The organism is Amycolatopsis sp. NPDC003676, from assembly GCF_053587275.1.
The window spans coordinates 19,941-39,080 of sequence record NZ_JBSFNS010000024.1 but is presented as its reverse complement, the minus strand read 5'-3'; the positions used below and the strand labels follow the sequence as shown (position 1 = coordinate 39,080).

The following is a 19,140-nucleotide window of genomic DNA, read 5'->3' as shown; positions in this document are numbered from 1 at the left end:
CGTGGCTCCTCTCAGGTCCAGGGAAACCTGGTGGGCCGTAGCGGGTGCCCGGGCAGCGGCACTCGCCCGCCGCCCGACGTCAGCGCGGCCCAGTCCAGCTCGGCGCCACGCCGGTACAGCTCGGCAAGTGAGTTGTTGTCGTATTGGGAAAGCCAGAACGAACCGGGCAGCGTCCGCTTGCCGGCGCCAGCCAGCACCGGGCCGGACGCGATCTCCACGAAGTCTTGGCTGCCCAACGCTCGCAGCGCCTGGTCGAACAGCACCGGCAGCCGAGCATGCCGGGCGACGAATTCCGGGCCGGGTGTCCACCCCGCGGGCAGCAGTTCGCCGTCGACCGCCGTGGACAGTGGCACTCGCAACGGCTGCCAGCGCGCGCGGGCCGCCACCGCGGCAAGTTCATCTAGCACCGGATCGAGCAGCCGGGAATGGAACGCCCTGTCCACGGCCAGCCGGCGGTGGCTAATGCCGATCTCGTCCAGCGCTGCTTCGGCGCGAGCAATGGCGTCCGGACGCCCGGACAGCACATGGGTATTCGGACCGTTAGCGGCGGCGAGATCAGTGCCGGTCGCCACCGACATATCGATCGTGTCGTCGAGGGATGCGGACACCGCGAGCATCAAACCCGGCTCGGTCGCCCGCATCAGTCGATCACGCGCCGCCACCAACCGCAGTCCGTCGGACAGGCTGAGCGCGCCCGCAACGCACAGCGCGGTGAGCTCGCCGAGGCTGTGGCCCACGACGCAGTCCGGTGCGACCCCAGCCGCGAGCCAGGTACGGGCCAGCGCGACCTGGAAGGCGAAGTGGGCAACCTGCGGTCGGTCCAGGAGCGCCTCGCACTCGGCGATCACGGCGCGAAACGCCGGGAAACGGCTGTAGTCCGCCGGATGCGGGACTTCGGCGCCTTGGCCGCTGAACACGAACGTGAGCGATCCGAGCCTCGGCGGCCGCGAGAAATCCGCCCGGTCGAGGGCGCTGACCAGCCCGGCCGCGTCTCGACCGGACACCGCCACGCGCCACGGCCGGTGCGGGCGACCGGCCCCGAGCGTCGCGGCGACATCCACAACCCTGACCGCGGGCCGGGCGACGAGCGTGTCACGCAACCGCTGTGTCAGCAGCGTCAGAGAATCCTCGTCGTCGGCGCTGATCGCCACCAGCACGTCGCCGTCCGAAGTCCGGTCCGACCGCCGTGGGGACTGTTCGAGCACGACATGGGCGTTGGTACCGCCGAAACCCAGCGCGCTGACCCCAGCGCGCAGCGGTGTGCCATCCGACTTCCACCGTGCACACTCCGTCGAGAGGTAGAAGGGGCTCCGTTCCCACGGCAGTGCCGGATTTGGTCGAGTCGTCCCCACGACCGGCACGAGCTCCGAGTGCCGCAACATCAGCACGGTCTTGATCAGGCCCGCCATGCCGGCACACGTGTCCAGGTGGCCGACCGACGACTTCACCGACCCCAGCGCACAGAAACCGGTGTGCCCGTCGTCTGCCAGCGCCCGCGACAGCGCCTCGAACTCGACGGGATCACCAACCGACGTCCCTGTGCCGTGCGCCTCGATGTGTCCAATGGTGTTTGGCTCGACGCCGGCGCGGGCCATTGCGGCGCGCACCACGTCGGCGTGCCCGCGCACCGACGGCGCGGTGAACCCGGGCTTGTCACGACCGTCGTTGTTGATCGCCGACCCGATGATCACCGCGTGCACGGTGTCGCCGTCGGCCAGCGCGCGGTCGAGCCGTTTGAGCAGGACAACCCCGACGCCGTCGCCACCGACTACGCCGTCGGACTCGGCGTCGAAGACCCGGCAGCGGCCTGTGGGCGACAGTATGTACCCAGGGCTGTGCACATACCGGGGATTCGGGGTGTAGCGGACCGCCGCCGCTCCAGCGAGGGCAAGGTCGCAGTCCCCGGTCAGCACCGCCTGGACAGCGAGGTGCACCGCGACAAGCGAGGTCGAGCAGGCAGTCTGCACAGTGACCGCAGGACCGGTCAGCCCGAGCCGGTAAGCCACTCTCGTCGCCAGGAAGTCCGCCTGCCCGCCGATCAGGTCCATGATCGCCTCGACGGGGTCGTCGGTGTGGGCGGCCCGCGAGAAGTACGGCGGCTGCGGTCCGTAGAGGTTCATTCCGCAGCCCGCGTAGACACCGACGCGCACGTCGTCGCGGGCGGCCGCGTGGCCGCCATCCTCCAGCGCGAGATGGCAGTGTTCCAGCAGCAGCCGGTGCGCGGGGTCGGTGCGCTCGGCCTCGTCCGGGGTGATGCCGAAGAAGCCCGCGTCGAAGGCGTCGACGCCGGTCAACGGGACACCGACGGAGCACACGCCTGCGCGCAGGTTCCGCCAGAACGCCTCGACGTCGGCGGCGCCGGGGAACCTCGAGGCCATACCGACCACGGCCACTCGATTGTCGGTGGCCGCGGCCGGCTGCCCGGCCAGGACTTTCGGCGACTCGCCCGCGAGATGCCTTGCCAGCGCGGTGATCGTGGAATGCTCGACGAGTTCGTGTGCTGCGATTCGTCTGGCCAGCGCCCGTTCGATCCTGACCTTGACCCTGGTCAGCATCAGCGAGGTCAGGCCCAGCTCCTGCCACGGAGTGTCCGGGTCGGCCGGACCGCGGAGCACAGCGGCCACCGCGTCGGCGACCGCTCGCAGTTCGGCGCTCACCGCCGTGCCTCGAATCGGCTAGCCACGGCCCGAATCGTGGGTTCCCGCAGGAATTCCTCGATGGGTGGCGCGCCGCCAAGCTCGATCCGCATCCGTTCCAGCAGACGCACCAGCGCCAGCGAATTGCCGCCGACGTCGAAAAACGTCCGGTCGACTGGGACGCTGTCCAGCTCGAGCTCGGCGCACCAGATGCGGTGCAGCGCCAGTTCGGTCACGGTTCGCGGCGTTGCACCCGCCGGGAGCGCCGCCTCCGCCCGGGTGAGCCGGTGGCGGTCCAGCTTTCCGTTCGGTCCCAACGGGATCGCGTCGACCCGCAGCCACCGCTGCGGCACGAGGTAGGCCGGAAGCGTGTCGCTGAGCCGAGACCGCAGCACGCCGACCCAGTCCTCGACGGGCTCGCGCAGCACGACATAGGCCACCAACGCTGGGCCTGCGGTCCGGTCCTCCACCAGCACCGCTGCGTCGGCGACCTCGGGCAGGCCGCTCAGCACAGTCCGCACCTCGCCTGGCTCGACCCGATAACCCCTGATCTTCACCTGGTCGTCGAGCCGGCCCTGGTAGGCCAGTACCCCGGCATTGTCCAGCCGGACGAGGTCGCCAGTGCGGTAGAAGCGCTGCCCCGACCGGACGACGAACCGCTCATCGGTGCGGGCAGGGTCGCCGAGATAGCCCGCTGCGACGGCCTCGCCGCCGATGAGCAGCTCGCCGGGCACTCCGACCGGCACCGGCCGGCTGTCGCGATCGACCACCCGCAACACCACGTTGTCGATCGAACGCCCGATCGGCGGGGACGCCGGGCCGGCCGGGTCGACGCGATGCGACGTGACGATGATCGAAGCCTCGGTCGGTCCGTACTGGTTGTACAGCACCAGATGTGGGTTCGTGTCGAGGAACCGGCGCATGGGCGGCAGCAGCGTCAGCGGCTCGCCCGCCACGAACACCTCGCGCAGCTCGGGCAGCTTCGGTGCGCTGTCCACGAGATGGGCGAAGGGCGTCACCGGCAGGCACAGTCGCTGTACGCCGTGCCGGCGCAGGTGGTCTGCGAGTGCCGAGGGATCGAGCCGCACCGCGTCGTCAACCAGTACAAGCGTCGCCCCGGAGGCCAACGTCGTGAAGATCTCCTGCACGCTCACGTCGAAGCCGGGGGACGTCCACTGGAGCGTGGTCAGCGGCTGGTGCAGGCGCTGCTGCCAGCAGACCAGGTTGACTGGTCCGCGGTGCGGCACCGCGACTGCTTTCGGCGCGCCCGCCGAGCCGGACGTATAGACACAGTAGGCGATCGAGTCGGGGTAGGCCGCGACCTCGGGCGCCGTTTCCGGCAGGTCGTCATCAGTCCTCGTGTCGGTGACGACCAGCCGGGCGCGGCTATCGCTGACCATCAGCTGCCGCCGGCCGGCCGGCAGCGCGGGATCGACGGGTACGTAGGCAGCACCGCACTTGAGTACCGCGAGCAGCGCGGCGATCAAGCCGGGACCGCGTGGCAGGCTCACCGCGACCAAGTCTCCGGGCACCACGCCCTCGCGGATCAGCTGATGGGACAAGCGGTTTGCGAAAGCCGTCAACTCCGCGTAGGTGATCCGGCAGTTGTCACCGAGCAACGCGACCGCGCCCGGCGTGCGCGCCGCCTGTTGGTCGACAAGCTCGTGCAGGCAGGCAGACTCGACTGCAGTGACCGCTCCGTCCAACGCCGACAACAGATCCAGGTCGCCGTCAATCACAGTGCCGACGGTCGACAATGGCGACGTCGGCTGCCGCAGCGCACCACGCAGCAGATCCTCCAGGTACTCCAGCAGCCGCAGCACTGTTACGCGGTCGAACAGGTCGGTGTCGTACTCCACCGTGACGCCGATGCTGTCCTGGCGCGCGGTCAGATAGACGGTCAGGTCGAACGGCGCCTGCTCGCGTGGCACATCCAGCACGGACGTGGTCAGCCGCTCGTCGCCGAAGGTGACCGCGCTCTGCTCCTCGTACTCCACGAGCACGGTGAACAGCGGGTTCGCCCCAGCGACCCGATCCGGGCAGACTGCGTCCACCACGACGTCGAACGGCACATCGCAGTGGTCGATCGCGTCGCTGAGCCGGTCACGGGTCCGGCGTGCCAACTCCGCCAGACTGGGGTCGCCGGACAGATCCTGCCGGACCGCGACCGTCTCCACGAACATGCCGACCATGTCCTCGGTTCCGGGCGGGCGGAGGCTCACCGCCGTGCCAAGCACGAAATCGTCCTGGCTGGCGAAGCGGCCAAGCACCGCGCCGAGCGCGCCGAACAGGGTCATGAAGGCCGAGCAGCCACTGCCGCGGCTGAACGCTCGGATCTGCCTGGCCAACTCGGCGTCCAGGCCGCGGCTGACGCTGGCGCCCCGACGGCACGCGTCACCGGTCCGAGGCCGGTCGGTCGGCAGTTGCAGCGGAGGGGCGTCCCGCAGTTCCCGCCGCCAGAACTCGACGTCACCGAGCCGCTCCTCGAACATCCACTGCGGATCGATCGGCGGCAGGTCGTCAGAGGCGCCGCGGTAGAACGCGGCTAGGTCCCGGCACAGCACAGAGGTCGACGCCGAGTCGAACACAATGTGGTGCGCGGTCAGGCAGAGCAGGTGTCGGTCCGGACCGAGCGCCCCGATGCTCGCGTGCAGCAGCGGCCCAGCAGCCAGGTCGAGCTCGACATCCGCGTGAGCGTCCCGCAGCGCGAGCACGGCCTGTTCCACGTTCTGGCCGTGGACGTCGACCAGCGGGCAGTCCAGCACCACCGAGCCGTGCACGACCTGGCAAAGCACGTCGTCGACCTCACGGAACGTCGTACGCAACTGCGGGTGCCGGCGCACCACTCGATTCAGCGCCATACGCAGCGCCGGCACGTCCAGCGGGCCGTCCAACAGCAGCGCCTTCGGCTCGTAGTGCACCCGCCTGCCGGGGTGCATCCGGTCCATCAGCCACATCCGGCGCTGTGCCGGCGATGCCGGACGCAGTTCGGGACCGACGCAGTCGTCCTTCAGCGCGGACAACTCCGGCAGAGCGGCCAGCATCCGGTCGCCGGGCAGCCCGAAGTCGACGAAGCAGCCGATCTCGTCCGCCCCGGCGGCCACCAGCGCGTCCAGCACCGGGCGGACATCGCGGGGGCTCCCGATCAGCGCCCGCTCCCGGCAGTACCGCTCGTAGGCGCGTTCGAGCAGGAAGTCGACGTCCTCGGTGGGCGTGTCAGACAGGTCCACGTCGACACCCAGGCTGTTCATCACGTTGTCGAACAGCGACAGCGAGGACCTCAGATAGGCGGTGAAGGGCCGGAACGCCTCGGCGCGGACCTGTGCGGTGTCCGCACCGAGATAGGTGTGCACCAGCACCACGACCCGACCCTCGTCGGGGTCGAGCCCGACCTCCGCCCTCGTCCTGCGGTACAGCGTGATGTTCTCCGCGAGGTCGGACGCGTCCTGCTGCATCAGATTGGTCAGTACGCCCAGCCCGCACCTGGCCGCCTGCACGTAACTGTCCGGATTGGACAGTACTGCCATGAACAGCGGCGGCAACGGCTGCACCGGCTTGGGGAATAGACTCACCTCGATCGGTTTGCCGTCACCGGAGGTCGCCGGCACCGACTGGCCCGACCACAACCGCCGGACGATCTCCAGCCGCTGGAACATCACTTCGCGCTGGTGGCCGAAGTTCTCCGGGGCGAGCGCGAAGTCGTTGGCGTGCCAGCCGCTGGCCACGCACAGTCCCGTCCGGCCGCCGGACAGGTTGTCCACGACCGACCACTCCTCGGCGACCCGGATCGGGTCGTGCAGCGGCAACACCACCGAACCTGCGTGCAGCCGGACCCTGGAGGTACGGGTGGCGATCGCCGCGGCCAGCACCGACGGATTCGGGAACAAGCTGCCGAACGGGTGGAAGTGGCGCTCCGGCAGCCACACCGCGTGGAAGCCGTTGGCGTCGGCGAACTCCGCGGCGGCGATCAGGTCGTGGTAACCCCGCTGTCCGCCCTCGCCGTCGTAGGAGCCGAAGAAGTACAGGCTGAATTCGACTAGGCCGGCCGGCGCCTGCTCGTCGGGCTCGGTCGCGCCCAGCCGACGGGCAAGCGCCCGAGGGGTCGCGGACGGCTCGAACAGTTCGCGTACTGGTACCCGGACGCCGAACCGGTCGTGCAGCTTGCGGGTCAGCGCCAGCAGGCAGAGCGAGTCCCCGCCGAGGTCGAGGAAGCTCGTGTCGGGTTCAGCTGACTCGAATGGGATGCCGAACTGGGCCGCAGTCATCTCGCGCACGGCGTGCAGCACGTGGTTCATGATTGACTCCTGTTCAGCTCGACCTGCGCCAGAACGCGCCGAGGCCGTCGATGTCCTCGATCTCGTCGTGCACGGCGTTGCGCTCGCGCCAGTCGTGTACAGCCTTGCGGCACACCGGGATGTGATAGTCGTCCACGATCACGAAGCCGCCTGCGGACAGCTTCGGATAGAGCGAGTCCAACGTCTGGACCGTCGAGTCGTACAGGTCGCTGTCCAGCCGCAACACGGCCAGCCGCTCGATCGGCGCGGTCGGCAGCGTTTCGTGGAACCAGCCAGGCAGAAACCGGACCTGGTCGTCCAGCAGCCCGTAACGGGCGAAGTTGCCGCGGACGGTCGGCAGGTCGACGGCAATCACGTCGTTGTAGCGGTAGGCGGCCAACTCGCGGTCGCCCGGGTGGCTGTCCTCGTCGGCGACCGGCATGCCCCGGAAGGAGTCCGCGGCCCACACCACCCGGTCGGTGACTCCGTGCGCCCGCAGCACGGCCCGCATCAGGATGCAGGCACCACCGCGCCAGACGCCGGTCTCGATCAAGTCGCCTGGCACCCCGTCGGACAGGACCTGCTCCACGCAGTGCTGGAGATTGTCCATTCGGCGCATGCCGATCATCGAGTGGGCCACGCTCGGCCAGTCCACGCCGAGCCGACGGTTGAGCTCGTCGTAGGCGGTGGCGCTCGCCCAACTCGCCGGGATCGGCGGATCCTGGTAAATGGTGTTGGTCAACACGTTTTTGATCAAGTCAAGGTAAAGTTCGGTCATGGCTCCTCCGCACCTGGTCGGCCAGCAACGCCGCGAGCTCGCGGACCGTCGGCCGGGCAAGGAAATCCGACAGCGGGACGGCGACCGGGTACCTGCCGCGCAGCCTGGCCAGCACCAGTGCCGCCGACAGTGAGCTGCCGCCCAGATCAGGCAGGCTCTGGTCGCGGCCGGTCACCGCACGGCCGGTCACCTCGGCGAAGGCGGCGGCGACCGCCTGCTCGGCCGCGCTGGACGGGGGGTCGCCGTGCGCGGTGGGCGGCGGCGGGTCGGGCAGCCGGGAGCGGTCGATCTTGCCGTTGGAGGACAACGGGATCGCCGCGACTGGGACCAGGCGCGCCGGCACCATGAATGCGGGCAACCGTTCGGCGAGGAACTCCTGTACCCCGGCGGTCCGGCCGACAACGTAGCCGACAAGGAAGCGCTGTCCTCCCGACTCCTTCGCGGCGACCGCACACGAGGCGACCGAGGGATGCTGGGACAGCACCGCCTCCACCTCGCCGGGCTCCACCCGGTAACCCATGATCTTGACCTGGTCGTCGGCCCGCCCCAGGTATATCAACTCGCCGTCGTCGCCCTCGCGCACCAGGTCACCAGTCCGGTAGGCAGGCGCGTCCGCCCAGTCCACCGGCACGAACCGGCTCGCGGTCCGCACCGGGTCACGACGGTAGCCGGCGGCCACACCGACGCCGGCCAGCCACAACTCGTCGTCGACGATCCGAGCAGTCATGCCAGGGACGGGACGTCCGATCGGTGGCGACGCCGGCCACTCGGCGGCCGGCCGGGTGAGCGTGTGGAAGGTCGCCACATGGGTTTCGGCGGGACCGTAGTGATTGTGCAGCCGGCAGGCCGGCAGCATCGTGAACAGCTGTCGCACGGCGGGAGTGATCCTCAGCGCCTCTCCGGCCGCCGCGACCTCACGCAATGACAACGGAACCCGGTCGCCGCCGACTACGAGCTCGGCCAGGGCGGCGAGTGCTGCCGGGGACAGGAACAGACGTTGGATCATCCAGTCGTTGATCAGCTCGGCGACCCGCGCGATGTCGCTACGGTCGGCGTCACCTGGCAGGTACAGGGCACCGCCGCTCGCCCATGCCGTGAACACCTCCTGCACGAAGACGTCGAAACCCAGTGGTGCGAACTGCAACGTCCGCAGCGGCTCAGGCGAAGTGCTGGCTAACGTCCACTCGACGAGGTTGTCCAGGCATCGGTGCGGCATCTCGATCGCCTTGGGCGTACCGGACGACCCGGACGTGAATACCACGTAAGCCAGGTCGTCACGCCCGACGGGTTCCGCCGGCCCAGCTGTCAGCCGTAGGCCGGTGGCGACCGTAACCCGAGGGCGGCACACATCCGCCATGTGCTGGAGCCGTGCCTGCGGATAACCGGGATCCGCCACGCAGAAGGCCGCGCCAGACAGCATCGATCCCAGGACGGCAACCGCGAGTTCAGCTGTCCGGCCGAGACGCACCAGCACGACGTCACCCCGGCGAACTCCCTGTGCTGCAAGGCGTTCGGCCATCTCCGCGGCCCGCCGCCACAGTGCGGCCCTAGTCACCGTTTCCGCAGTGGTGACCACCGCCGGCCGCGTTGGCCCCTCGGCCACCAAGTCCCGTATCAGAGCCAGAACTCGCGACACGTCAGGCACCTCCCGTTCGATGGTTGTCGCGACGGCAACGCTGCCAGCGGCTCCTGCTTCCGCCGTTCTCTCGGCTTCGAACGCGGGGAAAACGCGAGAACCGACACAAGACGGGCCGCCCGAGATGCGTGACCCCATCGGCGGATCCCGCTTTGGAAATGTGCAGAGTGTCAGTTCTGGACGAACGATCGCCGCGGCGCGAGCGCGGCAATAAGCGCCCCGCTATCCGACCATCCTGGACAGCCTGAGGTACAGGATCATGGTCGGCCTTGCAGGACCTTGTCAACGTCGAAGCTCCCTGATTCCGGTGCCATGGGGTGCGCGGTTCACCCAAGTCCGTGGCCCAGTACTTCCGAAACTGCTGAGTCGCAAAGTAGCGAAGTTATAGCTCGGTTCTGGCTCGTCAGCCCGGCCAGTCGAGCGGTCCGATGCACCCCTGGTTGAACGAATCCTTGGCTTTGCCATGGGCGAGCACCCGATCGGCGTATTGATCATCAATCGGACTTTGTCTTAACGTCAGATGTATTCTGAGATGTCGGTGAATTCAGGAATTGACAGATTTGATCACAGTGTGTCGTTGCGACTTCGTCATGTCGGCGGAATTTGCAAAGAGTCAAATAACGGACGAGGTTGCATTTTGGCTTTGCTCCCTGGCGATTACCCGCGAATTGCTGATGCGGGCCCCGGGCACGTTCGGTTGCTTGCGGAATCAGAGGCCGCGTTGCCTCCGATACTCGTCCAGCGCTCCACGCTGAAGGTTGTCGACGGGATGCATCGGCTTCGGGCTGCGCTGCTGCGCGGTGAGTCGGAGAGCCGATCAGATCGGGAGGCGGCGAACCGCGGCCGGTCCGCTCTGCCGGAAGCCCCGGTCGTCACTCGCGTGGGGGCGGATGGACGAATGCGCCCGGTCGACGCGGCCGAGGGGAGGCCTCGAGCGGCTGAGATCCTCTCGGCCAGGCCGGAGGCGTCCTTGCGCGAGGCTGCCAGGGCTTCAGGCATCGCTGTCGGTACAGCGCGTGATGTACGAGAACGCATGGGACGCGGAGAGGATCCGATACCTGTGCGCCAGCAGAGGGGTTGCGACCGTCTCCGCGCGGCATCGATGGCAAGAAAGGGTCGCGTGTCCGTGCGACCAGCTGGCCCAAAGGACTACCTGGCGATACTTCATGTGTTGAAGCGTGATCCGTCGCTGCGGTTCACTGACGCCGGCTGCGGCGTCTTGCGATGGTTGGACGTCCACGCGATCGGATCCAACGATTGGGAAAACCTGGTGGGGAGGTTGCCGTCGCACTGCGCCACGGCCGTCGCGGATAGTGCACGGCATTGCGCTGCGGCCTGGAAGGAGTTGGCCGACCGGCTGGAACGGCGCGACCTGGATGCGCGGGATGAGCCTGCTTGATCTGCTGCGGTGATGTTTGGCTGAGCGGCGATCGTCGCGGCGGCATGAATTCTCATGGTTTGACAGTGCGTTCGCGTGTTTCTCCGAAATGTCGGAGCTGGGTGTTCAAGTGCGGATATCTCGCAGTTGAAAACTCGGCGAACTGGACGAGCTTCGAATCTACGCGGTTGATGTCAGTTGGTCAAAATTGGCCCGCCGGTTGCCGCGACGTCTCTTCGAATCATCTTGAGAGTAGTCGTCGCCTGACTTTTCTGTCCACCTCGGTCGGTTTGACTGCGAGTCCTGGTGGCGAGTTCATGGTGTTCCGGTCCCTGTCGGCGGGTGAGAGGTGTTCATTGAGATCGAGGTCGAAGATCGTCTTCGAAAGGATTTGTTCACCGAACTGTTCGTAGAGGCGGCAGCGGAAGACCTGAAGATCGACGACAGTTTGCGTGCGATGCACGGCCTGGGTTCTCTGGGTTTCGCTGAACTTCGGGTTCAGGGTGAGGATCTCTTCAATGTCCGCATCAGTGACGACGAATTCACGCCTGAGAACTTCTCGGCGCTTCGTTCGGTAGCAGACCTCGTGCGGCGACTCCAGGCGCAGAGCGGTCATGAGTGAAACCATCGCTCCGGACGTGATGCGCGGATTGCGTGCCGACCGCCGTCTGCACTTCGACCACTACGGATATCGGCCTCCGTTCGCGTCATTGGGCGGAGAAGGCATCCGGCAGAGACTCGTACGGATGGAAGATCCCGGCGCAGGTACGGTGCACGAGGTGCTGGATGCAAGCGGCGGCTATGCGAGCGCATGTCTCGGCGCGGCTCGGCCAGTGCAACTGACGGACGAGATCGGCTCGATCGAGAGGTCTCTGCTGCTCGTGGAGCTGTTCGGCGACGGCGGCCTGCTGTCCGGGCACTGCGGTTCGGGGGAGTACCACGTGAGCGGTCGCAGTTCCGGCTCCGAGGGAATGGAACTGGCTCTTCGGCTGGTGCTTGTGCCGCGAATCAGCCGACGGACCCTGCGCCCGTCGGCCGAGCGCGGAGGTTGCGATCTGATTCTTGCGTTCGAAGGAGCGCGGCACGGCCGGACCGGTGGTCTGGTGCTCCTGCTCAACCGGCGGCATTTCCAGGCTGGGCTTCCCTCGCTGGCCCGTTGCCCTCCCCAAGCAACCCTGGGATCGCTCGACCGTGCCAGCCTTGCCTCGCCACGTTCTCGTACCGGGCGCGCGGCGCGCAGCCAACGGACGAGCCTGGATGACGTTCCCGTGGTGCCGCCAGCTGGGCTGGGTCTCGTCGCTGCCCACGCTGCCTCCTGCTCTGTTCGACGATCTGACCGCACTCAACGACTGGTTCGGCCGGGTGGTCCTGGAAGACCTCCCGGTGGTGCCGGTCCGGTATCGCTCCGGCGAGATCTTTGCCCGGGAGAAACGGCTTGACGAGCTGGAGCGGACCACCCTGTTCGGCCCTGGCCGGTTGAATCTCGCGATGCTGGGCCTGCCGGAGGCTCGCACCTCCGGTTCCGGCTGCGGCCGTGGGAACCGGTCCGGATGTGCTCGTCGTGGAGAACAGCGATACGTATGGGGTGGCGGTGGAGCAGCTCCGCGGCAGCGCGGAACACGGCATCGGTGCCGTCGTCTGGGGTTCCGGCAAGACCTTTCCGGCGCAGGTCCCTTCGCTCGAGGTCGACGTGGCCGGACAGGGGCCGCTGTGCGGGATTGCTTGGTACTGGGGCGATTACGACCCGATCGGAACCGCTACGGCAGTGGCGGCGGCCCGCGCGGCCGGCGGGATCGAGGTCCTGCCCGGCCACGGGACTGTGGGCGGAGATGGCCCGGTTCCCCGTGCAGGAAGCGGGCACCCTCGACTGGTCCGCGGCGGTCGGCGAGGAGTGGTTAAGGCCGGAGGTATGGGCCAGCTGTCCTACGTCCGGGCCGCGGGCGGCCGGATCGCGCAGGAACTGGTCCCGGCGGAAGCCGTTGCCGCGTGGGTCGCCGGTCTCTCGGCTGGTCCACGCGGCTAGGCGAGTTCCTCGCCGGCAGGAGCGGTCAGTTCCGAGGATGGTCAGGAAGTGCTGCGTCGCTTTGCTTTTCGCGGGAAGCGCACATCGTCGACGACGGGATCGAGGTAGCGATCGTCGATCCCGCGCCCACACGCTCGAGTCCCCGTCGCACGCCGAGTTCATCCGGGTTCGCCAAGCCCTCTACGACGCCATCGCGCGGCCGAGGCGGACACCGCGGGGGCGTTGTCCCGTCGTTCCCTGGTCGAGTCGGTGTTCAGCGATATCCAGGCAAGCGCGTGGTACAGAGGGCTGTTCACGAGACGGGTGTTCATGGTCAGCGACTCGGCGAGCCGGTGTACTGCCGCGGTTGCGGCGCGCTTGTCGAGGCCGGAGTCTGCCTCGGGCTGCGCGGTGGCGACCTAGAATCGGTCTGATGCTGGGCGTAGCTCACGGTCGGGATCTAGCCAGTTTGCGCAGGTGAGGACGCTGGCGTTCACGAGTTCGGTGCTCACTCGCGCGGTGTACAGGCCGCGGTCGCTCAGGGCTTGGGTGTCCATTTGCGCACTTCGGCGGCAACTGGGTGGCTCCGTGAGGCCTGTGTGCGTGCTGGGCAATCCATTCACGTGTGGTCGTGACGTGCGAGTGGTTGTCTAGACGGGGATCCGCGGAGGATGCGCTCGGCGTCGCCGACTTGCTCGTACGCGCGGTCGAGCACCTGTTGCATCTCCGACCGCGGGCGCAGGTCCGGCTTTTGGTGCCAGGACGCGACCGTGCGGACGCCGATGCCTAGGTGCGCGGCGAAACCCTCATCGCTCATTCGGAGAGCGGCTTGCAGCGCTGATGCGGTGCGGCCCGTCCATTCGTCGGCCGGATTCGTCGGCGCGCGCATTCCGAATTCGAAGCTGCATTAGTCGTGCACTGCTCATGCACTGGCGGTGCATGGGAACGGTCGCCGTTTCGGCCTTGAATTCGGGGTATGGAAATCACCTGGTTCATCAGCCCGAAGCCCAAGCCGTCACCGCTTCTTCTGCACGTGGTCGACAACCGTCGCCAGGCTGGTCTGGACATCGTCCAGCCGGTCGAAGATCTCGTCCAAGCGCTGCTCCAGCGCGTCAAGACGGGACGAGAGTTCGCCGCCGTCGTCGGCCGGTTCGTCGGGGTGCGGCGGCGTGCGGTTCTGCAGCACGGCCTGCAGATGCTGCGGGTGCCAGCCGAGCGTGGTCGAGAGGGCTTCGAGCGTGCGCGCGCTCCGTCGGCGCTCGACCGTGTGGTGCTGCAGCTCGCGCACGATCGCCTGCGACACGTGCGACCGCTCGGCCAGCTCGCGCTGTCGCCAGCCGAGTTCGTGCACGCGCATGTCGATCGCCTTCGCGACCGCCGCCCAATCCTCCGACACCTATTCCTCCGCACTCCGGCTCAGCGCCGAGATTAGCGCGTCATTGCGCTTTCCTCACAGCGCGTAGCGGGTGCGCCGCAGCGCGTCGAATACTTATGACCTTCTGGCTCGGTTGGGCGGTTTGGGTTCTCGATGCGATGCCTTGCTGGGCGCGCCCGGCGAGGGGAGAGGCTTCATGACCGTACGTCTCGGTCGGGCCATGCCGGGCTTCGCTTACTTGGAAACTGAGGTTTCGGCGGTGCTGCGCATGCTCGCAGCGGACAGCCAGCGTGTGGAATGTTGCTCAGCCGGGCACCGGGAAGGAGGCGTCAGCGCGCGTAGGTCCCTTCGAATGGCCTGCCGGCCAGAGGGGCGTCCCAGTAAGGCGGGAGTTCTCGTGGACTACGGGAGAGGCTTGGCAGAGTTTGGCTGCGAACCAGATTCCGAAGACCTGCGGATTTGCAGGGTGTGATCCACATGTCGATAACATATGAGGATATCATGCGAGGTCCCTGATGGTGTTTCGGACCCCCCTGAAAATGGGGCCCCGACCGTCGTATACTCTCTTCATCAGCAAGTCCGAGTGGCGGAATGGCAGACGCGCTAGCTTGAGGTGCTAGTGTCCTTAACGGACGTGGGGGTTCAAGTCCCCCCTCGGACACCAAAACTGGTGAGATTTCCCCAAGTCTCGCAGCAGCCGATCACCCAGCACAAGGGTGGTCGGCTTTCCTCGTTGGCCAGCCTTGCCGCAGCCGTCGGGCGGTGGTCAGCGTGACCGCTGTGGTGCCGCCGCTCATCCCCGGAGCTGAGTCAGCTGGGTCTCTCGCGACGTTGACTCCGGACGCTGAACGGCTCCCTTTGCCCGCTGCACCGGCTCCGGCTCGCCAGACGGAGCTGGTCTACGCGCTGTCCCGCCTCGACGCTTCCGGACGGCTGTCCGCGACCACGGTGCTGGCGCAGCTCCGGTGGCGGACCTCGATCCGGCTCGCCGCCACCGTCGTCGGGACATCCGTAGTGTTCCGTCCGGATCGGCACGGGGTGTTCGCCCTGGATCCCAAGCGGAAAGTCGTCGTCCCGCTGCTGCTTCGCCGCCCGTGCCGTCTGCGCGCCGGTGATCAGGCGTTGCTGGTCGCGGACATCCGGGAGAACCTCCTGGTGGTCCACCCGACGGCTGCTCTGGACAAGATCGTGCTCGCGCGGCACGCCTCCCTGATCGGAGGCACTGGCGATGACCACTAGCCAGGTCGAACTCGACGCAGCCCGGCTTCTGCTCTCGAAAATGGGCCTCACTCCGGCAGACCTGCTCAACCAGCCGGGACCTGCGGCCGAGATTCCGACGTTCTCCGTCTACATCCCTATCGTGGCGCGCTCGGTGTCTGCGGCCACGGCACGTTCCTACTCCAGCTACTGGGCGCAGGTCGAGGCAGCGTGGGGCGGTCGGCGGATCGACGAGCCCACGCCGTCTGAGATCAAGGCGCTCGCCGAGCGATCCCGGGCGACAGCGTTGGTGCGGAGCAACTCCCGCGGCGGTCGCTACGCCATGGAGAACTTCATCGCCGCGCTGCGCTGCCTCTACCGCCACGCCGTCGACGACGAGCTGCTCACCGAGCTTCAGAACCCCGCGCTCAAAGTCGCGAAACCTCGCCGGTTGCCCTCCCCGAGGCGAGCACTGACCGCGGACGAACTCACCGAGATCAACATCGTCGCCGCCGAGACCGGCGACGATCCCGATCTCGACACGCTCCTGCTGAGGCTCCACACCGAGACTGCCGGTCGCCGGGGCGGCGCGCTCAGTCTCCGGCCCCGAGACCTCGACTCCGACGAGTGTCTCGTCTACCTCAGGGAGAAGGAAGGCTCCAGCCGGTTCCAGCCCGTGTCCCCGACGCTGATGGGGCTCCTTGTCGACCACGGCACGCAGCGCGGCGCGACGCATCCCGACGGGCAACTGCTGCGGTATCGCAGCGGTGAACCGATCATCAAACGCCGCTACGACCACCTGTGGAAGCGGGCCGGGCAGCATCTGCCGTTCGTGCGCAACCAGAACGTCTCCACCCACTGGCTCCGCCACACCACGCTCACCTGGGTCGAGCGCCGCTTCGGCTACGGCATCGCCCACGCCTACGCAGGGCATTTCGATTCCTCCGACAACGCCACCGTCACCTACATCAAAGCCTCGATCCACGACGTCGCCACGGCGTTGTCCGTTCTGACGGGCGAGCCGCATCCCCTGGCGCACCGGCATGTTCCAGGAGGTATGTCATGACCCGGACTCCGCGATGGACTGCCTCGCTCGCGGTGCAGTGCGCCTGCACCGCGCTCGTCGCGCTCGGTGCCGCCTACGCCTCCTACCGCCACGGACGCACCTTCGCGCTCCGCTTTGGCGCTGACCAGGCCACCGCCGCGATCTGGCCGCTGATCGTCGACGGTCTCCTCGTCATCGCGACCGTCGAACTCTGGAAGCGCACGGTTGATACCGGCCGCCGGACCGCGTGGTCAGCCTTCGCGTTCGGGATCTCGCTCTCGCTTTGCGCCAACATCGGAGCAGCCGAGAACCTCACCGTCCTCAGCGTCATCATCGCCGCGAGCCCGCCCGTCGCGCTCCTCCTCGCGGTAGAGCTGTTCAACCGGGCTTTGCAACGCAGCTGTGCAGTCCAGGACGAGACCACCGAGACGTCCGCCGAGACAGCGGTGCCCGACCCGGAGAACGCGTCCGAGATCAAGGGACTGACAGCCGAGCAACGAATGTGGCAGTACTTCGTGCACGAACACGCGCGCGGACGCACACCGTCCGGCGCGGAACTTGACCGCGTCGCGAACACCCATAACTACGGACGGCGCATCCTGCGCGACTGGAGAGCAACCGGTCGTATCGGCCAATTGGAGCATGAACCGGAGCGGCCAAAAATCCTGGCCGCCTGATTGTTGGGAGATCCACGCATGGACGCGGACGGGACCACAGAGGGTGGACCCCGTCCGCGTCGATTTGGCTACTGTGCGTGTTTCGTCAGTTGTCGCCACAATTCAGTCGCGGGTCCGGTACAGCGGGCTGGTAAGGCAGTCTCGGCAGGCGTCCCCGGTCGTCTCCTGCCACGGCGGGGAGCGGTCTCGAGGGGGCTAGGGCCGAAGGCCTCGGCACCCTCCTGCGGTTGGCCATGGAAGAGGCGTTGTAGTGCGATGCTCGAGTCGGGATGCTCCACCGAGGTTGTGCGTCGGCAGTGGCCGAGTTGTCACGCACCCGGACGCACGTGGCCGGATCGGGGCTGCGAGGTCCAGCACCTGTGGCGATAGCGATTCCATAGCTATCGCTGCGCTTGTCTCGGCGATGTCCCCCAGATCTCGCCTGCGGAGAAAGGCTCGCGGTGGGCGAGTGGGTGGAGTTCTCCAGCCAGCGTTGCGAGGGCGGTGGCGACGTCGTGAATCGTGGCTTTGACATAGGTGGCGGTGCTGGTCGCGTGAGCCGGGCTGGTTTGGGTGGAGTGTCCGGCGTAGGCCTGGGCGGTGGCGTAGCCGAAGTTGCGTTCGACCCAGGTGAGGGTGGTGTGGCGGAGCCAGTGTGTGGTGATGCCGTGGCGGGCGATCCAAGGCTCCACGCGGCCGATGCGGTTCCAGAGGCTGTCGTAGCGGCGTCGGGTGATCGGTTTTCCGTTGCGGTAGCGCAGCAATGGTGTGTCGGGGGTTTCGGCGGGGCGGTGACTGGCGTGGTCGAGCAGGGCGTGCATGAGGGTGGGGGAGACGGGCTGCCAGCGGGTTGTCTCGCCTTTTTCCTTAAGCAGGACGAGGTATTGGTGGGGGTCGAGGCAGGGTTCGGTGAGGGCGAGTGCGCCTCCGCGGCGGCAGGCGGTTTCCGTGTGGAGTCGGAGAAGGAGGCTGTCGAGGTGGGGGTCGGTGCCGCCGGTTGCGGCCGCACCGTTGATGGCGTGGAGTTCGGTGTTGGTGAGTGCGCGGCGGGGCGAGGGGTGACGTCGTGGTTTGGCGATGTGGGCGGCTGGGTTGTCGGGGTGGGTGATGATGCGGTCGAGTTCGGCGTGGCGGTAGAGGCATCGTGCCGCGGCGACGAAGTGTTCGGCGGCGCTGGTTCCGCCGCGGGAGTTGCGGCGGACCTGCGCTTCGGCTTTGACGTGGCCGGCCAGGTGCAGGAATTCGGTCGGGGTCGGCTCGGCGATCGGCCGGTCGGGCCATACGTCGAGCAGGATGTTCCAGTAGGGCTGGTACGTGCGGCGGGCTCCTGGCGTGACGGCGCGCGCGACACGCGGAATGTAGTCCGCGAAGGTCGGGCCTGGACAAGGCGACGTCGTTGTACTGCTGAGGAGTTGTTCCGCTGAGACACCGAGTTTGTCGATGACGAGGTGTGCGGCGGCGAGGGCTGCGTCGGCCGTCATCGCGGGATCGAGTCCAAGCCTGAGCAGAGGTGGGTGCTGACCATGACGGCAAGGGCACTTTGGGCGTGCGCGAGCAGGAGGTCGTATGCGGGTGCTGCGGCGAGGAGCATGGTGTCGCCGGGTCGTATGCCGATCGCTTGTCTTGCTGAGTGCGGTAGCAGGACGAATTGGTTGCTGCGCACGGGATGGGTTCCGTGCGGTGTCCGGGTGAGGACGAGGGTGTCGGGGAGCGCGGTGATGTCCAGGTGGTCGCCGACGGACCAGCCGAGGTTGGTAAGCAGCGTGCGGGCGGAGATCCGGCCGGACCGGTCGATGTGGCCCAGCGCGTATGCCATGGATGTATCGGGCTCCGACCGGATGATTGCCAGGGGCAACGGTTCTTGCTGGACCAACGTTCTGGCACTTGGCAGGGCAAGCGCTCTGACGATCTGTTCTGCCGTCAGTTCTCGACCGGTCACCAGGTCCTCCGCAGCCGCAATCAGGGGTGTGCCAAGGCACGCAATCTGACCGGGGAACTCATGCGGCGGTCATCGGCGCTGGGCTGATTCCCGCTGTGAGAGTTCGAATCCCCGGGAGGCATCCCTGAGAACACACGGTTCTCTCAGGCTTCTGAGCTGCGGTTTTCGCAGTGGAGGTGATGAGCTGCCATCGGGTGCACCGGGGTGAGCCGGCTTGACGACAG

14 protein-coding genes and 1 tRNA gene are annotated in these 19,140 nt (G+C 67.5%); 7 read left to right on the top strand and 8 right to left on the bottom strand.

Translation table 11 applies throughout. The features are described 5' to 3' along the window. Positions 1-11 precede the first annotated feature (11 nt). The 4 genes from ACWDNU_RS17070 to ACWDNU_RS17055 are packed head-to-tail and all read right to left on the bottom strand — an operon-like array spanning position 12 to position 9,462. Positions 12-2,657, bottom strand: a complete 2,646-nt coding sequence (locus ACWDNU_RS17070) for a type I polyketide synthase (protein ID WP_449669535.1) — start codon at positions 2,655-2,657, stop codon at positions 12-14. Continuing rightward, the gene (locus ACWDNU_RS17065) at positions 2,654-6,931 is read right to left on the bottom strand and encodes a MupA/Atu3671 family FMN-dependent luciferase-like monooxygenase (RefSeq protein WP_449669534.1); all 4,278 of its coding nucleotides are present in this window, start codon (positions 6,929-6,931) and stop codon (positions 2,654-2,656) included. The genes ACWDNU_RS17070 and ACWDNU_RS17065 overlap by 4 nt, the downstream gene beginning before the upstream one ends. A 13-nt stretch (positions 6,932-6,944) precedes the next feature. After that, positions 6,945-7,688, bottom strand: a complete 744-nt coding sequence (locus ACWDNU_RS17060; protein ID WP_449669533.1) for a TylF/MycF family methyltransferase — start codon at positions 7,686-7,688, stop codon at positions 6,945-6,947. After that, positions 7,669-9,462, bottom strand: coding sequence for a non-ribosomal peptide synthetase (locus tag ACWDNU_RS17055; RefSeq protein WP_449669532.1), 1,794 nt, complete (start codon positions 9,460-9,462; stop codon positions 7,669-7,671). Before ACWDNU_RS17055 ends, ACWDNU_RS17060 begins: the two co-directional genes overlap by 20 nt. A 1,697-nt stretch (positions 9,463-11,159) precedes the next feature. Here ACWDNU_RS17055 and ACWDNU_RS17050 point away from each other — a divergent pair. From ACWDNU_RS17050 to ACWDNU_RS17040, 3 genes are all read left to right on the top strand, one after another. Further along, the gene (locus ACWDNU_RS17050; protein ID WP_449669587.1) at positions 11,160-11,324 is read left to right on the top strand and encodes a hypothetical protein; all 165 of its coding nucleotides are present in this window, start codon (positions 11,160-11,162) and stop codon (positions 11,322-11,324) included. Next, entirely contained in the window at positions 11,317-12,141 is an 825-nt protein-coding gene (locus ACWDNU_RS17045; RefSeq protein WP_449669531.1) for a hypothetical protein, read from the top strand. Before ACWDNU_RS17050 ends, ACWDNU_RS17045 begins: the two co-directional genes overlap by 8 nt. 95 nt (positions 12,142-12,236) lie before the next feature. Further along, positions 12,237-12,725: a hypothetical protein gene (locus tag ACWDNU_RS17040; protein ID WP_449669530.1), complete on the top strand. Its 489-nt coding sequence runs from the start codon at positions 12,237-12,239 to the stop codon at positions 12,723-12,725. A gap of 598 nt (positions 12,726-13,323) precedes the next feature. Here the strand turns inward: ACWDNU_RS17040 and ACWDNU_RS17035 are convergent. Both ACWDNU_RS17035 and ACWDNU_RS17030 read right to left on the bottom strand, forming a co-directional pair. Beyond that, positions 13,324-13,521: a hypothetical protein gene (locus ACWDNU_RS17035; protein ID WP_449669529.1), complete on the bottom strand. Its 198-nt coding sequence runs from the start codon at positions 13,519-13,521 to the stop codon at positions 13,324-13,326. A gap of 198 nt (positions 13,522-13,719) precedes the next feature. After that, positions 13,720-14,100 carry a helix-turn-helix transcriptional regulator gene (locus ACWDNU_RS17030; RefSeq protein ID WP_378397757.1) on the bottom strand — a complete coding sequence of 127 codons (381 nt, stop codon included), beginning with the start codon at positions 14,098-14,100 and terminating at the stop codon, positions 13,720-13,722. Between the two features lie 556 nt (positions 14,101-14,656). Here ACWDNU_RS17030 and ACWDNU_RS17025 point away from each other — a divergent pair. The 4 genes from ACWDNU_RS17025 to ACWDNU_RS17010 all read left to right on the top strand — a co-directional run bounded on the left by ACWDNU_RS17025 (position 14,657) and on the right by ACWDNU_RS17010 (position 16,998). After that, positions 14,657-14,743: transfer RNA gene (locus ACWDNU_RS17025), tRNA-Leu, on the top strand. A 107-nt stretch (positions 14,744-14,850) separates the two neighbouring features. After that, entirely contained in the window at positions 14,851-15,318 is a 468-nt protein-coding gene (locus tag ACWDNU_RS17020) for a hypothetical protein (protein WP_449669528.1), read from the top strand. Continuing rightward, positions 15,308-16,342, top strand: a complete 1,035-nt coding sequence (locus ACWDNU_RS17015; RefSeq protein ID WP_449669527.1) for a tyrosine-type recombinase/integrase — start codon at positions 15,308-15,310, stop codon at positions 16,340-16,342. Before ACWDNU_RS17020 ends, ACWDNU_RS17015 begins: the two co-directional genes overlap by 11 nt. Further along, the gene (locus ACWDNU_RS17010) at positions 16,339-16,998 is read left to right on the top strand and encodes a DUF2637 domain-containing protein (RefSeq protein WP_449669526.1); all 660 of its coding nucleotides are present in this window, start codon (positions 16,339-16,341) and stop codon (positions 16,996-16,998) included. The genes ACWDNU_RS17015 and ACWDNU_RS17010 overlap by 4 nt, the downstream gene beginning before the upstream one ends. A 380-nt stretch (positions 16,999-17,378) precedes the next feature. Here ACWDNU_RS17010 and ACWDNU_RS17005 read toward each other — a convergent pair whose 3' ends face one another. Continuing rightward, a complete protein-coding gene (locus tag ACWDNU_RS17005; RefSeq protein ID WP_449669525.1) occupies positions 17,379-18,458 on the bottom strand; it encodes a tyrosine-type recombinase/integrase in 1,080 nt (359 codons plus the stop codon). After that, positions 18,455-18,793 (bottom strand): hypothetical protein, encoded by a 339-nt coding sequence (locus tag ACWDNU_RS17000; protein WP_449669524.1) that lies wholly within the window; start codon positions 18,791-18,793, stop codon positions 18,455-18,457. Before ACWDNU_RS17000 ends, ACWDNU_RS17005 begins: the two co-directional genes overlap by 4 nt. Between the last annotated feature and the right edge of the window lie 347 nt (positions 18,794-19,140).

What these genes read in the sequence shown, in the direction of transcription:
- ACWDNU_RS17015 (WP_449669527.1), top strand. Translation starts at nt 15,308, where the DNA reads ATGACCACTAGCCAGGTCGAACTCGACGCAGCCCGGCTTCTGCTCTCG.
- ACWDNU_RS17035 (WP_449669529.1), bottom strand. Translation starts at nt 13,521, where the DNA reads ATGAGCGATGAGGGTTTCGCCGCGCACCTAGGCATCGGCGTCCGCACG.
- ACWDNU_RS17000 (WP_449669524.1), bottom strand. Translation starts at nt 18,793, where the DNA reads ATGGCATACGCGCTGGGCCACATCGACCGGTCCGGCCGGATCTCCGCC.
- ACWDNU_RS17005 (WP_449669525.1), bottom strand. Translation starts at nt 18,458, where the DNA reads ATGACGGCCGACGCAGCCCTCGCCGCCGCACACCTCGTCATCGACAAA.
- ACWDNU_RS17055 (WP_449669532.1), bottom strand. Translation starts at nt 9,462, where the DNA reads ATGGGGTCACGCATCTCGGGCGGCCCGTCTTGTGTCGGTTCTCGCGTT.
- ACWDNU_RS17060 (WP_449669533.1), bottom strand. Translation starts at nt 7,688, where the DNA reads ATGACCGAACTTTACCTTGACTTGATCAAAAACGTGTTGACCAACACC.
- ACWDNU_RS17050 (WP_449669587.1), top strand. Translation starts at nt 11,160, where the DNA reads ATGCACGGCCTGGGTTCTCTGGGTTTCGCTGAACTTCGGGTTCAGGGT.
- ACWDNU_RS17045 (WP_449669531.1), top strand. Translation starts at nt 11,317, where the DNA reads ATGAGTGAAACCATCGCTCCGGACGTGATGCGCGGATTGCGTGCCGAC.
- ACWDNU_RS17065 (WP_449669534.1), bottom strand. Translation starts at nt 6,931, where the DNA reads ATGAACCACGTGCTGCACGCCGTGCGCGAGATGACTGCGGCCCAGTTC.
- ACWDNU_RS17010 (WP_449669526.1), top strand. Translation starts at nt 16,339, where the DNA reads ATGACCCGGACTCCGCGATGGACTGCCTCGCTCGCGGTGCAGTGCGCC.